This window comes from Nocardia sp. CA-135398 (assembly GCF_050955845.1).
Lineage (GTDB): Bacteria > Actinomycetota > Actinomycetes > Mycobacteriales > Mycobacteriaceae > Nocardia.
In genome coordinates this window covers 5881306-5895453 of the sequence record NZ_CP192084.1, presented here as the reverse complement: position 1 = coordinate 5895453, position 14148 = coordinate 5881306, and the positions used below count along the sequence as shown (strand labels likewise).

Annotated in this window: 17 protein-coding genes; 13 read left to right on the top strand and 4 right to left on the bottom strand. The window is 63.8% G+C overall.

Features of this window, described 5'->3' with window-relative positions; translation table 11 throughout:
* Nucleotides 1-84 precede the first annotated feature (84 nt).
* From ACQP1T_RS25890 to ACQP1T_RS25865, 6 genes are all read left to right on the top strand, one after another.
* Nucleotides 85-720, top strand: coding sequence for an SDR family NAD(P)-dependent oxidoreductase (locus ACQP1T_RS25890; protein WP_433755682.1), 636 nt, complete (start codon nt 85-87; stop codon nt 718-720).
* A 21-nt stretch (nt 721-741) separates the two neighbouring features.
* On the top strand, nt 742-1536 hold the full coding sequence (locus tag ACQP1T_RS25885) for an SDR family NAD(P)-dependent oxidoreductase (RefSeq protein WP_433755681.1): 795 nt from the start codon (nt 742-744) through the stop codon (nt 1534-1536).
* 35 nt (nt 1537-1571) lie between these two features.
* On the top strand, nt 1572-2225 hold the full coding sequence (locus tag ACQP1T_RS25880; RefSeq protein ID WP_433755680.1) for a hypothetical protein: 654 nt from the start codon (nt 1572-1574) through the stop codon (nt 2223-2225).
* Between the two features lie 343 nt (nt 2226-2568).
* Nucleotides 2569-2853, top strand: coding sequence for an alpha/beta fold hydrolase (locus ACQP1T_RS25875; protein WP_433755679.1), 285 nt, complete (start codon nt 2569-2571; stop codon nt 2851-2853).
* Nucleotides 2811-3221 carry an alpha/beta hydrolase gene (locus ACQP1T_RS25870; RefSeq protein ID WP_433755678.1) on the top strand — a complete coding sequence of 137 codons (411 nt, stop codon included), beginning with the start codon at nt 2811-2813 and terminating at the stop codon, nt 3219-3221. Before ACQP1T_RS25875 ends, ACQP1T_RS25870 begins: the two co-directional genes overlap by 43 nt.
* Nucleotides 3222-3444: 223 nt before the next feature.
* A complete protein-coding gene (locus ACQP1T_RS25865; RefSeq protein WP_433755677.1) occupies nt 3445-4068 on the top strand; it encodes a hypothetical protein in 624 nt (207 codons plus the stop codon).
* A 147-nt stretch (nt 4069-4215) separates the two neighbouring features.
* Here the strand turns inward: ACQP1T_RS25865 and ACQP1T_RS25860 are convergent, their stop codons facing one another.
* The 3 genes from ACQP1T_RS25860 to ACQP1T_RS25850 form a co-directional block, all read right to left on the bottom strand.
* A complete protein-coding gene (locus tag ACQP1T_RS25860) occupies nt 4216-5478 on the bottom strand; it encodes a site-specific integrase (protein ID WP_433755676.1) in 1263 nt (420 codons plus the stop codon).
* Nucleotides 5479-5536: 58 nt separating this feature from the next.
* Nucleotides 5537-6568 carry a terpene synthase family protein gene (locus ACQP1T_RS25855; protein ID WP_433755675.1) on the bottom strand — a complete coding sequence of 344 codons (1032 nt, stop codon included), beginning with the start codon at nt 6566-6568 and terminating at the stop codon, nt 5537-5539.
* A gap of 66 nt (nt 6569-6634) precedes the next feature.
* The gene (locus ACQP1T_RS25850; RefSeq protein WP_433755674.1) at nt 6635-7747 is read right to left on the bottom strand and encodes a polyprenyl synthetase family protein; all 1113 of its coding nucleotides are present in this window, start codon (nt 7745-7747) and stop codon (nt 6635-6637) included.
* Nucleotides 7748-8093: 346 nt separating this feature from the next.
* Here ACQP1T_RS25850 and ACQP1T_RS25845 point away from each other — a divergent pair, with 346 nt between their 5' ends.
* From ACQP1T_RS25845 to ACQP1T_RS25820, 6 genes are all read left to right on the top strand, one after another.
* A complete protein-coding gene (locus ACQP1T_RS25845; RefSeq protein ID WP_433755673.1) occupies nt 8094-8768 on the top strand; it encodes a hypothetical protein in 675 nt (224 codons plus the stop codon).
* A gap of 59 nt (nt 8769-8827) precedes the next feature.
* Nucleotides 8828-9184, top strand: a complete 357-nt coding sequence (locus ACQP1T_RS25840) for a hypothetical protein (RefSeq protein WP_433755672.1) — start codon at nt 8828-8830, stop codon at nt 9182-9184.
* Between the two features lie 138 nt (nt 9185-9322).
* The gene (locus ACQP1T_RS25835) at nt 9323-10180 is read left to right on the top strand and encodes an RICIN domain-containing protein (RefSeq protein ID WP_433755671.1); all 858 of its coding nucleotides are present in this window, start codon (nt 9323-9325) and stop codon (nt 10178-10180) included.
* Between the two features lie 124 nt (nt 10181-10304).
* On the top strand, nt 10305-10958 hold the full coding sequence (locus ACQP1T_RS25830; protein ID WP_433755670.1) for a hypothetical protein: 654 nt from the start codon (nt 10305-10307) through the stop codon (nt 10956-10958).
* Between the two features lie 56 nt (nt 10959-11014).
* Nucleotides 11015-11215 (top strand): transposase domain-containing protein, encoded by a 201-nt coding sequence (locus ACQP1T_RS25825; RefSeq protein ID WP_433755669.1) that lies wholly within the window; start codon nt 11015-11017, stop codon nt 11213-11215.
* Nucleotides 11216-11591: 376 nt separating this feature from the next.
* Complete coding sequence (locus ACQP1T_RS25820) at nt 11592-11825, top strand: hypothetical protein (protein WP_433755668.1); 234 nt, start codon at nt 11592-11594, stop codon at nt 11823-11825.
* Between the two features lie 208 nt (nt 11826-12033).
* Here ACQP1T_RS25820 and ACQP1T_RS25815 read toward each other — a convergent pair whose 3' ends face one another.
* Complete coding sequence (locus ACQP1T_RS25815; protein ID WP_433755667.1) at nt 12034-12990, bottom strand: LysR family transcriptional regulator; 957 nt, start codon at nt 12988-12990, stop codon at nt 12034-12036.
* A gap of 69 nt (nt 12991-13059) precedes the next feature.
* Here ACQP1T_RS25815 and ACQP1T_RS25810 point away from each other — a divergent pair, with 69 nt between their 5' ends.
* Nucleotides 13060-13572: a GNAT family N-acetyltransferase gene (locus ACQP1T_RS25810; protein WP_433755666.1), complete on the top strand. Its 513-nt coding sequence runs from the start codon at nt 13060-13062 to the stop codon at nt 13570-13572.
* The last annotated feature ends 576 nt before the right edge of the window (nt 13573-14148 follow it).

Sequence of the window (14148 nt, the reverse complement as noted above, 5' to 3'; positions counted from 1 at the left end):
GACAGCGATCGTTACCGGTGCCGCCGGTCAGATCGGCGCGGCAATAGTTTCCGTCCTTACTACCGTCGGGTGCGGGTTTTGGCCGTGGATCGTGACAGAGATGCGCTCGGCCGGTTCGACGGCATGGACGGGGTGATCGGGTATGGCGCGGATGTCACTGTCGAACAGGACGTTCAAGGCTATGCCAGGGCCGCCGCCCAAGCGTGGGGTCGCGTCGATATGTTCGCCAACAACGCGGGCATCGAAGGATCGGTCGCACCGATCCCGGACTACGACACCTCGGAATTCGACCGAGTGATCGCGGCCAACGTACGCGGAGCGTTCCTCGGCTTGAAATATGTTCTGCCGCTGATGTCTTCAGGTGGCGCGGTCGTCAATATGTCCTCGGCGCTCGGGCTGGTCGGCGCTGCTGGTATCGCCCCCTACGTCGCCAGCAAGCACGCGGTGATCGGGCTGACGAAATCCGCCGCACTCGAGCAGGCTCCCAACAACATCCGTATCAATGCTGTCTGTCCAGGTCCCATCGCCGGGCGCATGATCGACGACCTCGAGGCACGCGCCTTCGCTGGAACCGACACGACGTTTGCGAATTTCGTGCCGCTCGGTCGCCATGGTGATGCCGAGGAGGTCGCGGATTTCGTCGTTTACCTGTTGAGCGAGAAGGCCTCATACCTGACCGGGACAGCCCATTCCGTCGATGGCGGATTCGTAACGGCCTGAGGCAGAGAAGAAGGAAGCACTGTGGCCATCAATGAAGTCTTTGATCTGAGTGGCAAAGTCGTTTTCGTCACCGGTGCCGGTGCCGGTGCCGGTGCCGGACTCGGCGTCGAGTTCGCCGAATCTGCCGCTGATGCGGGCGCGGATGTCGTCCGTGCCGACATCAATCTCGAAGGCGCCGAGCAGACAGCGGAGAGCGTCGAGAAGCTCGGGCGCAAGGCGCTTGCCGTCGAATGCGATACCACCAGCATAGAGCAGGTGGAATCCGCTGTAGCGCAGACGATCTCGGTCTTCGGAAAGGTTGATGTGCTGATCAACAACGCGGGTATCGCGGACCCGGTCCCGGCGCGCCTGCACGAGTACGACGTCGACAATTGGCGTCGGGTTCTCGATGTGGATCTGAACGGTGTTTTCAACTGTTCGAAGGCGGTGCTCGGCCATATGGTCCAAGCTGGCAGCGGCAAGATCATCAATATCGCTTCGATGTCGGGCCTGTCCGGGTCGTCCAGTGTCTTCCCGATTCCCGCCTACAACGCGTCGAAGGGCGCTGTGGTCAACCTGACGCGAGAGCTGGGCTTGCAGTACGCGGCCGATGGCATTCAGGCGAACGCGTTGTGCCCCGGGTTCTATCGCACTCGGCTGGCGGGTGGCGCCTATGACGATCCCGATTTCGTCGCCGCCGTCACGGCGTTCACGCCGATGCGGCGCGTTGCGAAGGCCGCCGAAATTCGTGGCCCCGCGCTGTTCCTGGCCACTTCGGCTTCGGACTACATGACCGGCCAGACGCTGGTCGTCGATGGTGAATGCTTGGCGAAATAGCCTCCGTAGCAACAGGATCGAGGTAGGAAATGTCGATGGCCACGCTGCCGCGGATGCGGCTGAAGGCATTGTCACAGGGGCGCGGCGACGGTCAAGGTTTCGCGGTGCCGCTGGCGGCGCAGTTCGCCGCGCGGATCAACGAACGCGATTGGGAGGACTTCGCGTTCGATCCCACCCAGCTCGCGAACGGGATGCGCGATCTAGTGGATGCGTTGCGCCCCGACGGAATCCCGGTCACGCTGCCGGAGTTCCTGACCGGTGGCCCGCTGGATCTGGCGTCGTCGGAGCATCTGCGGGTGGCCGTCGAAGCGACCGATCGGTTGCGGGCTTCGCTGGGGGATCGGGTGGCGCTGGTGGCGTGCCTGCCGGATGCGGAGGCATTCCTCGGCGGTGCCGCGACTTTGATCGACGTGGCCAAGGCCTTCCTCGCTGCGGGCGCGGATGCGATCGTGGTGCTGGATCCGGTGGGCGCGAGCACGTCCGTGCCGCTGACCTCGCTGGCGAATATCGCTCGGTTCCACCAGGCGTTGGCATTGGGATGCGATCCGGGCCAGGGGCTGGCGAGGGTCGAGCGGATTCCGCTCATCGCGCCTCGGCGGGCTGCCGGTGTCGCGATCACCGAAAACGATGTGCCCCGTGCGGTGGATCTGGATGTACTCGAGGAATGGGTCGACGCTGTTCGGGGATGAACGCTGACCTCTCCGTCAAGTAGCGATCACGGTGACCTCGCCCATCAATGCCCGGGGCGCTGCCAGCCTGCGCGACCGGAGTAGCGGCGTGACGCTCCAACTCGGTGACACGAGCGGCCAGAAACTCCGGGGACAGCCACTCGGCGACCTTGTCGCGGGTTTCCGCGGTGATCACCGCCAACCATTTGCGGTAGGTGTCCTGCGACCAGCCGCCGACACCGCCGATGTCGAGTCCCCGACGTGGCGTTTGGTGTAGGCGAACAACGGCAACGTCAGCCCATTACCGCAGATCCGGACCGCCAGCTCCGGTTTCAACGTGACCGCGTGATGCCCGATTTCGGAGTTGGAGAACCGGAACCCGGCGAACACGATCGGCTCGCTGGGTGTCGAGGAGATCACCGACCATCACGCCGAGTTCATCGCCTCGCTCGGCACCGACCCGGTGATCATCGGCCACTCCGTGGGCGGCCTGGTGACCCAGCTTCTGCTGGATCGCGGTATCGGCGCCGCCGGCGTCGCCATGCACCCCGCACAAACCAAGGGCGTGTGGGGGCTGCCGCCGGTGCAGCTGCGCACCGCCGCGCTGTGGTGGGCAACCCGTTCAATCTGCACAAGGGAATCGGCCTGACAGCCAAGCAATTCCACTATGGGTTCGCCAACGCGCTCGAGGAGGACGCGGCGCTCGAGGCGTGGCGAACCTTCCATGTCCCGGCCCCGGCCCGGGCGCTGTTCCAGGCGGCGCTGGCCAACTTCACCCCCGGCGCGGTGACGAAGGTCGACTACCGCAAGCCGGACCGCGCGCCGCTGCTGTTCGTGGCCGGAGGCTCGGACCGCACCGTTCCGGCCTCGGTCGTGCGGGAGAACTACCGCCGCTACAAGACTGGCACGGTGGAAATCACCGAATATCCGGGCCGATCGCACTTCACCGTCGGCGAACCCGGCTGGGAGGCTGTGCTCGACAACACCATCGGCTGGGTCGAGAACAAGACCGCGTAGTCGCGTGGGTTCAGCTGAATCGACGCTGTTCCGGCCAGGTTCGACCGCCGTCAGCGCGGCGTCGGGCAATGTGTACGGAACCGGCTGTCGTTCTGTCTCCCTATCGAAGGTGAGGAAATGTCGGGGGCCAGCCCGAATCCGGTGCTCACCTCGAGTCGACGCGACACACCCAGGTCGTCGAGCTGAGTTTCGAGGGATACGGCGGAGGGTGAGGAGTTAACCGATGGCTACCGGTTTCAGTCCTATTGCACATTTGCGACATGTTGGGATCGCCGTACCGAATTATGAACGGGCGATAGAGTTCTACAAAGAAGTATGGGGTCTGGTGCCAGTCGCCAGCGACACCGGCGTGACATTCTTCGGTACCCCCGCGGATTCCGAGCATTATATTCTGCGAGTCCGTGACGATCGTCTCAAGCGACTCGACCTGATCGCCTTCGCGGCAGCATGTTGCTTGCTGGTTAGTTCTTTCAGCCGCTTCGATTCAGCGCTCAATCTGGCGGGTGGTCCCTCCCATGCGGTGGCGGCCGATCGCAATTGCCAAGAGATAGCTGACGGCGGAGTCTGTCGGCGCGTCCGCTTTACGACACGCCGAACAGGTCGGCGACCAGACCTTCACACGTGCGCCGGTGTATCTGACACGGTGATTCCGGCGGGGCATCAGAATCGAGTCGAAGGATGGCACCGATTCGTGCTCGGCGGAAGAAAGCCAACCCAGGTTCCCCGATTCGACCCATCCCACCAAAATCTCACACTTTCGATGGGAAATGTCCGGATCCTATGGGTGCTGTTCAGCTCGCGGATTTCAGCGAAACCCATTCTGATCAGGCAGGATAGGATCCATTGAGACCGACTGGGCGGACTAGAACCTGTGTCAGGTGGTCGCAGGTTCAAATCCTGTCAGCCCGACGGATGAAACCCCTTCTGACCTCGGTCGGAAGGGGTTTTCTCGTTCCACGACACGCCGTGGCATTCGAACCGAGCCAGCAAAATCTCATACTTTCGGCTCGCGTCCGCGTGCCCAGGCCTCGAGTACGGCTCTGTTGTCGGGCACGGTCTCGGGCACGTCGATGTAGTGGGTCTTGGCCACCGCGGTGGTGTTGCCGAGCTGCCGGGCGGCCCGCTCGGGATTGTCGCAGGCGTTGTCGACCGCGGTGGCGACGCCTTTGCGGAAGGTGCGCGGGGTCACCCAGGCGAATTCGCTGCCGCGGGCGGCGCGCCAGATGCGGCCGAAGTTGTTGGGGTTGCGCACCGACCCGTTGCGGGCGGGGAACAGCAGCCGGTCCGGGTTGGGGCGGGCGGTGACCTCGAGGTCCTTGATCGCCTCGCGGACCGCTTCGACGGTGTGTTCGGGCAACAGGATTCGCCGCCAGCCGTTCTCGGATTTCGGTGCGGGTTTGCGCACCCAGCCGCCGGCGCCGGCGCCCTTGACTTCCACCAGGGTGCCGGTGACATCGAGATAGGGGTCGCTGGCGTCGAGGTCGATATCGTCCAGGAGCGCGAACACCTCGTGCGGGCGCATCCCGGTCCCGGTGATCACATCCACCACCCAGACCACCGTCCAGTCCCGCGCCGGTCCGCGCGTATAGCCGGGTGTGCCGGGGATGGCCTCACCGCGGGCCCACGCCCGTACCTGGGCTCGGAACTGCGGCAGCGCGGTGTGGTCTTGTACCTTGCCTCGGGCCGGGTTCCGACGGCGCACGAAGGCGCCGACCCCGTCCACGGGGTTTGTTTCCAGTGCGCCGTGACGGACGGCGATCTGCATCATGGCCCGCAGAATGATCTTGTGCTGCTTGGCCTTCCGGCGCAGCCCGAGCGCGATCAGCCGTTTGAGGTGCCGGTCGATCTCGCCGGACGTGGCCTGCCACACCTGCAGGTTCCCAACCGAGTTCTCGATCTTGATCGTCGCCCGATTGGCGCGGCGATCCCTGGATACATACACCTCGCGTCGATAGTCCTCGATGTTGCCCTCGGTGTAGGCGTCGTCGTTGCTCAACTCGAGCAGTAGTTCCGCGGCCAGGTCGATCAGCTTGGTCGTTCGGGTGATCCGCCCGTAGCCGATCTGTTCCCGATGATCTCGCATCGCCTCGGCCAGGCGATTGCGCGCTTCGTCGGCACTTTCCCCGACGCGTTCGAGCTGTACCCGACCGGCAGCGCCGTAGAAGTACACCGTGGTGCGCCAGCGTCCGTTCTTCTGCTTCTTCGGCTTCGTCGGTGTGCCGAAGGTTCCTACGGGCTTGGGGAGTCTGCCGCCCAATTCTGCTTTCTCCCTTCGGTACTCGATATGTGGATGCCTGGGGTGTTGCCTTGAGGAGTCAGACTCCGATCTGTTCCCACCAGCCGTCGATGGCTGCGATGCCGGGTGCTGCGACGGTGTCGTCGAGGGGTGCGGCATCCATGCGCACCGATCCCTCGGGCAGGCCGTAGCGCAGCCCCATATCGGCGCAGAACACGAGGTTTCCCGCGATGATCAGGTCCAGCCCGGTCAGGTAGGCGGCGAGACCTTCACTGGCGTCGGGTAGGAGTTCGCTGCGTAGTGTCAGATAGAGGGTGAGAATCCGGTCGCGCAGTCGTACGCCGCGGATGATCGCGTCTTCGGGGCTCAGGCCGGGATCGTCGTGTCGCAGCGCCGCGAATATGGTCTTCTTGTCGGTCTCGACGATCGATTCCTTCAGGTACGAGTATCGATCGTTGTCGAGGGCGTCGACCATCATGGCCGCGTCCGCCGCGGCCCGGACCTTGGGGTGCGCCCACTCCTCGAGGCTCGGATTCTGTTCGGGGACCGCGTAAGCGAACGCCGCTGCGGCGTAGCAGCCGGACATGACGTACCGGAAGGACAGGTAGTCGTGGACAGTGAGGTCCTTCACTGCGTGCAGGCAGTTTTCCCAGGCGAGTCCGTGCATCCAGTGCGATTGGGCCGAGGAGAAATGCTGCCATTTGGCGGGGGTGAGCAGACTGCGGATGTGGGAGAAGGCTTCGGCCAGGGCCAAGTCCATGGGGAGGCCGTCGGGCGGGCAGGTGCGAGGTTCCTCCATGATTCTGGCCCACCGTGCCGCCATCGCCCCGAATTGTGCTGGGTCCCTGATCTGTTGCACCATCTCGTTGGCCAGCCAGGCGCACACGTTGTATTTGGACAGGGCCCTGGCCAGCTCTCCCCGCGCGTGGGGGGTGAAATAGGAGTTGAATCCCGCACCGGCCTGGGCCAGCATCTGCGCCTGGTTCTCGTCGTCGGTGAGGTTCATGGCGAATATCCAGTCGTACATTTCCTGAGCGACCGCGTCGTGCTCCGGGCTGAGTTCCGGTGTGAGCGGGCAGTAGAACGACAAGAGGGCGGGCGGGATTTCCATCAACGATGCCTGTCTATGGTGTTCGGGAGTGTGAGCGCAAGGATTGGAGCATGGGCACCGAGCCGTTCATGGCTCCGGGACCGCCTGCGTCGCTGCGGGTTTCGACCGTGAATCCTCGGCTCGAGCCTTGTCGACTGCTGCGGCGGCCAGCTGACGTAACCGGTCGGCGGCGGCGGGTGCAAACAGGTCGGGGGCGAGTGCGGTGAGGGCACGGTGGTGGCGGTCGGCGATCATGTCCTCGACTGTGGCGCGAGCGCCGGTGGCGGTGAGGATGGACCGGACCCGGTCGGCGCCGGGCTCGTCGAGGTCCGGGTCGCCGACGAGCTGATCGAGGACGCGGCGCTGGTCGGGGTCGGCGTTGTGCAAGGCCACCGCGAGCAGGGCGGTGTGTTTGCCGGTGCGTAGGTCGTCGATGGCCGGTTTGCCGGTGTGCTCGGGGTCGCCGAACACGCCAAGGAGGTCGTCGTGCAGTTGGAACGCTTCACCCAGCGCGGTCCCGTAGGTCGAGCATGCGGACAGCAGCTGCGGCCCGGCCCCGGCCAGGGCGGCGCCCACCCGCAGCGGATAGTCGACGGTGTACGCGGCGGTCTTGTATCGGGCAATGGCCAAGGCCGCGTCGAGGTCGGCGTCGCCCGCAGCGGCCAGATCCAGATACTGCCCGCTCATCGTCGCCACGCGCATGGCGTCCAACAACGGCCATACCACCGCGGCCTGAGAAGTGTTCAGACCGGCGGCGTGCACCAACTCGAATGACCATCCCAGCGCCAGATCTCCCAGCAGGATCGCGGTATTCACCCCGAGCCGTTCGGCATCGCGGTGACCGGAATGACAGGCGGCGATACGGCGATGCGCGGCAGGACGACCTCGACGAAGATCGCTGCCGTCCATCACGTCGTCATGGATCAGGGCGAAGGCGTGAAACAGCTCCAGTGACGCAGCCACCCCCACCACCTGGTCGGACAACCTCCCACCCCCGTCGGCTGCGAGCCACCCGTAGCAGCACACCAACGGCCGCAGGTACTTCCCGCCAGCGAGGAACTCCCGCAGCCAGCCCACGAACATCCCCACCTGAGGTGTCACCGCAGCACGTTGCTTCTCGGCGAGGAACTGCGCCAGGGCCGACTCGACCGCGGGCCCGTACTCGTCCGACTCCCAGCCCGGCGATCTCAACGTGCGCAACAGATATCTCCCCGCGTTATGTGTAACCACCTCGTCGACTCCGCACCGCCGGGTCCAAGATCAGTCCGCCATCATCGTCGGACTCCGTCGCGGAGTGCGGAGACGAGCCCAGCATAGAGCTGGCAGCAGGTTCGGAGTCACTCACAGAACCGGGGTACGTCACGAGATATGTTGGAGGATAGGGGTATACGCGCGTGATGTCACCCAGTCACGACGGCTCCAAGAGTGCGTCACAATTGGCGCAGCCGCGGCTGGCTTCCGCGTTTCGGGTCCGATATCTAGTACACACGACCTGTCGAGGAGAGCGTGACCGCAGATCTTCACAGGTTCAGTCATCCATCACCTCATGCGCCACGGCAGCCATTTTCGCCGCGCTCCTCCTACGAGCAGGCTGTTCATGTACGGCGGTGCGCAACGAAGGCGGGCTGTCGGGACGCTGCAGCCCACTCTGGACGACGGTGAAGAACCTGTGCTTCCAGGAAGTTGTGGTCGTCGGCCAGCACCGGGAACCGGCGGTCGCGCCGGGCGCATAGGGTCGCTGGTCCTGGCGATCCCGGATTCTGGCAGGAAACTTGTCTACGCTGGCAACGTCGGAACCGGCTTCACGCGGGGGATGCTGGCCGACCTGGAGGCGAAACTGACTCCGTTGCAACGTGATACAGCATATGCGTTCTGCGGGGCAAGTATTCGCGGTGTGGTCTGGGTCGAGCCCTGCTGCGTCGGTGAAGTCGCCTTCACCGAGTGGACTCGCGAGGCCATCCTGCGGCACCTGCTGGCGCGGTGCGCGACATCGATCCCCGGCGCGTCCCGCCACGGACCGGCTGACCACCAACCTGCACCCGGTGACCGAGATGTCTGCGCCACCGAACAGCCTGTCCGCTCAATGCTCGCTCGGCTCGCCGCGACATTGGCCGATATGACCTCTGTCCGCGAAAGACGGCGCTGCACAACGATTCCCACGGATAAGCGGCGTGCGGCCGGTAGTATCCATAGGGGCCGTTCATGTCCGTCAAAGGGATGATGTGGGCCGCGGGACCGCTACCACGCAGTCGCGCGCACTACTCGGTAAAGGTGTCCATCATGGGTCTTCCAGCCAGCAGCCCCGACCGAGACAAGCTCGTCACCGAGCTGCCCGAACAGCTCCGCAAACAGCTGAAGGTCGGAGCCGGCCAGTTCGGCATCGGGGTCCAGACCGCTGTGGGACAAGCCGTCGCTGGATGGTGCGAGCTGGAATCAATACCCGCCACTATTGACACGGCGGGGGTCGAGTCGTTCGCGACCTTCCTCCCAATCGGACAGTGGGAGGAATTCCGGAGTATCGCCCAACAGCGCCGCGTGCCGCTGGTTCAGTCAGGGGTCGCCCAGGCAGTCCACATGTGGCTGGAGGCCAACCGCCTAGAGAAACCACCCAGGCGAGACTCGATCATCCTCGGCTGAGCCGACCAGAACATTCAGGAGTTCTGGTTTAGCCGAGTGTGGCACGCATGCGATCACTGCGGCGGCGCTGGGGTCGTTCACGACCGCCGATATCCGCAGCCGCAATTGCAGAGGTTAGCGCAATGGAGAGGTGGAAGAATGAACCGACTTAAAAGGCTGGCAGCGGCGCTGTGTGCGGCTCCTATGGTGATTCTGGCGCTGTCTGGCCCGTCAGCGCAGGCTGATAGCTCTTGGGCTACCGGCCCTGTAGTGGGGGCGGCTGGTAAATGCATGGCCGTGAGCGGGGGCGGCTCAGCGGATCGTACGCCGATCGTGTTGGAAGACTGTACCGGCGCAGTGAATCAGCAATGGGTGGTTGAGCCTGACGGCTCCCTGAGCGCTCTTGGCAAATGTCTTGGCGTTGTCGGCGCCGGAACCGAGAGTGGAACCCTGACCCATCTGTATACCTGCAACGCAACAAAAAGGCAGCAGTGGAGGTCAGACGGATCGAGGCTGCGTAACGTGCAGACCGGTAAGTGCCTGGATATCGTGGACGGCTCCACCGATAGCGGTGCCCGGCTTCAGATTTGGGATTGTCATGAGGGGGCGAACCAGAAGTGGAGCCTCCCTAGGACCGGCCCTGTCGTCGGGCCTGACGGCAAGTGCATGGACGTTTACGGGGGCTCAGATGCCGCGGGCACACCGATTGTGTTGTGGCCCTGCCTTGGGGGAGCGAACCAGAGGTGGACCGTTAACGCAGACGGCACGCTGCAAATCCTCGGAAAATGCCTTGCCGTAGACGGTGGCGCCACGAAGAACGGCACGCGAGTGCAGTTGTGGCCCTGCAATGGATCACAAGCGCAGCGGTGGGAAAAAGGCGGCACAGCAACGCGTTCTACGCTCCGTAATCCTCAGTCGGGTCGATGCCTGGACGCCGAGGATGTTTCTGATGGCACCCAGCTGCGGATTTGGGACTGCCACGGGCAGCCGTGGCGCCTTCCGGCCGACATCAACTAGAACAACTCTACCGAGGCCCAAGCACAGATTTACCTGACCGACTGTATCCATTGTTACGGCGAGACTTTCCAGCAGGGCTACAGACGGTCTAGGAAAGCGATACCAGACATGGAGGATAGAGAAGATGAAAACCTGCCCGGCGACGGTACTGCGGCGCGTATGGCGAGGGGCCGTGATCTCGATCATGACCCTCGGAATTTTTTCGACAATGACGCCGACAGCCTCTGCCGAGATCATCGAAGTTGGCGTCGCGGATTCGACCGGGAGGGACAAATTGGCGGAATGCGAGAGCGGTAACGTTAGCTGTACATGGACCCTCGTAGGGGTCGGTAACGTGCTCGAGACGCCACATGTGCAATTCAAGCAGGTGGGTTCACCGGCAAAAAATTGCAGCTCGGCCAGCATGGTGCAGACCGTCACATGGAATGATGAGACGAAGGCTACGTACACCTTCGGCGTGAACATCGGTCCGACTAATGCGAGTCTGGCCTTTGGAGCCTCATCCGAGACCGCACACTCCGAAGGCGGAAGCACTCAGGTGACGGTGGAGGCTGGGCGCATTGCTTTCATCGAACGTGCGCAAATCATGAAGGTATATTCTGGGTACTTCGAGACTCACTATATGGAAGGTGGTGCCCAGTTTCCTGCCGAATCTGCTACCCAATATCGGATCTACGTTAATATCTTCAAAGCTGTCCCGGATGGAACAGACGGTAAGTATTCAACTATTCAAACAACGACTCGCGATCTGAGTGATGAAGAATGGTCGACCTGTTAGCCCAACCAGTGATTTAAGGATTTTACCTGATAGGGTCTGCGGCCGGAGGTGTGTGGATGCCGGGTTCGTGGCAGGTGCCCACCACCGCGGCGATCTCGCGGGCTCGGGTGAAGCTGGGGCCGGCGCCGTTGAAGGCGTTGTTCGCCGGGGTCGCCCGGCCGCTGGCGGTGAAGTCGGCTCCTGGTGGCTGGTATCGGAGCTGGCGGCTGATCGCCGTGGACGGCAATCCAGGGTCGGGCAACCCGCCAGGTGTGTAGCCGCGCACCTCGATATCGCGCCAACGGCGATAGGTCGCCGGGGCATCCGTTCGATCCCCTCCCGGCCCGCGCCATGACTATAAGTCGCCGGTGCCGTTCGGCCATCGGACTGGCCACGCCGCCCGCCCGCGAACGCCGGATGCTGCCGCTGCCGCTGCGGAATCGGATTCCCGGCAACATTTTTCGCTTTGACCTGCCAGCCATAGAACCGGTTGACCGCGGTGACCTCTCGATCCCAGGTCCCATGGTCGACCCGTGGGCCGGCAGGATCTTGGCGCCGCCAGACCAGGTAGGCCAGATTGTCTGCTGTGGTGGCGTCCCGCCAGGACGAGCGGTTTCGGTTGTGCCACAAGAAGTTCAGGAACGCTTTCACGTCGTGATCCGACGGGCAGGTGAGGAATGGATCCAGATCGACAGGCCGTTCGCCAAGACCGAGGAGGTCGATCTCGCGGCCGTACTCACCAAGGTCGGAAGCACGGTCACCGTCGGCGGGGTTGTCGTGGTGGGTGAGCAGCTCATGCTGCGGCATGCGCTTCTGCTGACCGAGGCCCTCGAGCCGACGACCGCTACGACGGCGACGCCTTCAAGTATGAGGCCCCGTTGGGAATGATCGTGGACGAGGCCAGGATACTGGGGCGGCAGCTCGCCGGCCACAACGACGACTTCTGACCAGCGCCGCCGGGGTGGCCACGGCCAGCCCGGCATCGAATCCGGGTGCTGCGTTCGTCATTCAGCATCACGCGAACCGGACCCAGAATTTCAAGGACTGATAAATGGACACTGTTCGGATGGATGGTTGGCAACTGCGGGGGACGGCTTTACTCGACCACCGTAGCGAGATCTGCTGCCACACATTCCGTTCGATCCTCCCGGCCGCTTGCCCGAGCGTCATTCTTCGGCAGTAACGCTAGGAAGTTGCGAACGAGAGCTCGATCGTCATCGACCCGGTGCGCCACGTAAACGGTTGTCGTGGCGGTGGTTTCGGCGAGTGGCACGATGCGCACGGTCTGCGGCGCGGTGAACGTCGCGCTGCGCGGTGCGATGGTGACGCCCAGCCCCTCACCCACTAGGTAGAGGATGGTGGTCCAGTTGTTGCCCTCCTGCACGATGCGGGGCCGGTAACCAGCTTCCACCAGGGGCCGCAGATTCTTGTCGTGGGCATGGGAGCCCGCGGCCCGGGGGAAGAACACCAGCGGGTCGTCGGCGAGGTCGGGGCCGGTGAGGGCGGCATGGTCGGCCAGTGGGTGATCGACCGGCAGCACCGCCATGAACGGCTCGGTGACCAGCGGGAATACGACGGTGTCTGGCTGCTCGTCGGGGTCGCGCACGATCGCCATGTCGAGTGCGCCGTGGCCGAGCTGCGCCATCATGTGGGTGGTGTAGCCCTCGATGAGCTCGATCTGGACCAGCGGGTAGCGGTCCCGGAACTGCCGGACACTGCGCAGCGGTTTCAGTGGCAGCACCGATGGGACGAAGCCCAGGTAGAGCCGCCCCTGGCTGCCCTGGCCGATGCGCGCGACCTCGTCGAGGTCGCGGGTCGCGTGACCGAGGATCGCCGCGGCCCGCTCGCGCAGTACCTCTCCCGCCGGAGTCAGGGCGACACTGCGCGAGGTGCGATCGAACACGCGGGTTCCAAGCAGAGTCTCCAGCCGCTGGATCTGCTGAGTCAGCGCAGGTTGAGCGATGTGCAGCCGCGCGGCCGCCCGGCCGAAATGCAGCTCCTCGGCGACCGCCAGGAAGTAGCGCAGGTGCCGTAGTTCGACCCCATCAGTCATAAGTTCAACATATCAATCGGACCTATCAAGTATTGGACGTGATGATTCGCGGCCGGGCATGCTGACGATGTGACACAGCAGACCGAATCCGTTGCCACCGAACAGATCGACACCATCGTCGTCGAGCCGATGTCTGGCCCGGCCGATGCGCGGGCGTTCAAGGAACTCAACGAGGAATGGATCGTCGAGCTGTTCTCCCTCGAACCCGCCGACTCCGTCAAACTGGACAACCCCGAGCGCGAGATCGTCGCCAAGGGCGGACAGGTACTCATCGCCCGCGACGGCGACGACATCGTCGGATGTGTGGTGCTGGTGTCGGAGGGCGATGGCGTGTTCGAGCTGTCGAAGATGGCCGTGGCGCGGGACCGGCGCGGCCGCGGCCTCGGCCGCATCATCCTGCAGGAGGCCATCGACTACGCCCGCCGGCAGAGCGCCACGGCGCTGTTCCTCGGTAGCAGCACCAAGTTGGCCGACGCTGTGCATCTGTACGAATCGATCGGTTTCGTGCACGTCCCGAGCGATCAGATCGGGCCGATGCCGTACGAGCGCGCGGATGTGTTCATGCGGTACGAGCTGGACTGAAGGCTGCGCCGGATGTGTGCGGTGCCGTTGCCCGTCGGAAGCAGCGATTGTCTGTGCGATTGGCCAACTACAACCGCCAGCCACAGCCGGGGTTCGCGCCTCGACCGGCGGCGGGCCTACTGTCGATCTGAGAGGCCAACTATCGGTCCTTGTCACATCATGCCGCCTATCGCGCGTTCTCGGTGACAGATGTCCTGATCAAGTGACAGACACGGCGGTCAGTCACAGTGCCCGAGTCACGCTTTACTACCAAACGCCCGCCCAAGCTTTCTTGCGTCAACCTTCTGGCAGGAACTGGCTGGTCAAAATGTTGATGCCATGATTCGTGCCTCGCATAGCCGTCTTGTGGGCGTTGTTTGGTACTTCCGCTTACATCGTGTGGAGGCGCTCGTACGTCAGGATTTGCGGTCCCTGTCGGCCAGGCCGGGGCGATTGCTTGGTTGTCGGGTGCGTAGCCCTCGAGGCGCACCGACGCACCGCTTGATGGTCTTGTTCTGGCGGTCAGCAGTATTGCTTCATTTCCGTATCGCCACCGCATCATCACAGGTCAGCCCTCGTTTTCTCCGGGGCTTTCTT

What these genes read in the sequence shown, in the direction of transcription:
- ACQP1T_RS25880 (WP_433755680.1), top strand. Translation starts at nt 1,572, where the DNA reads ATGGCCACGCTGCCGCGGATGCGGCTGAAGGCATTGTCACAGGGGCGC.
- ACQP1T_RS25865 (WP_433755677.1), top strand. Translation starts at nt 3,445, where the DNA reads ATGGCTACCGGTTTCAGTCCTATTGCACATTTGCGACATGTTGGGATC.
- ACQP1T_RS25855 (WP_433755675.1), bottom strand. Translation starts at nt 6,568, where the DNA reads ATGGAAATCCCGCCCGCCCTCTTGTCGTTCTACTGCCCGCTCACACCG.
- ACQP1T_RS25845 (WP_433755673.1), top strand. Translation starts at nt 8,094, where the DNA reads ATGCGCCACGGCAGCCATTTTCGCCGCGCTCCTCCTACGAGCAGGCTG.
- ACQP1T_RS25840 (WP_433755672.1), top strand. Translation starts at nt 8,828, where the DNA reads ATGGGTCTTCCAGCCAGCAGCCCCGACCGAGACAAGCTCGTCACCGAG.
- ACQP1T_RS25835 (WP_433755671.1), top strand. Translation starts at nt 9,323, where the DNA reads ATGAACCGACTTAAAAGGCTGGCAGCGGCGCTGTGTGCGGCTCCTATG.
- ACQP1T_RS25830 (WP_433755670.1), top strand. Translation starts at nt 10,305, where the DNA reads ATGAAAACCTGCCCGGCGACGGTACTGCGGCGCGTATGGCGAGGGGCC.
- ACQP1T_RS25825 (WP_433755669.1), top strand. Translation starts at nt 11,015, where the DNA reads ATGCCGGGTTCGTGGCAGGTGCCCACCACCGCGGCGATCTCGCGGGCT.
- ACQP1T_RS25815 (WP_433755667.1), bottom strand. Translation starts at nt 12,990, where the DNA reads ATGACTGATGGGGTCGAACTACGGCACCTGCGCTACTTCCTGGCGGTC.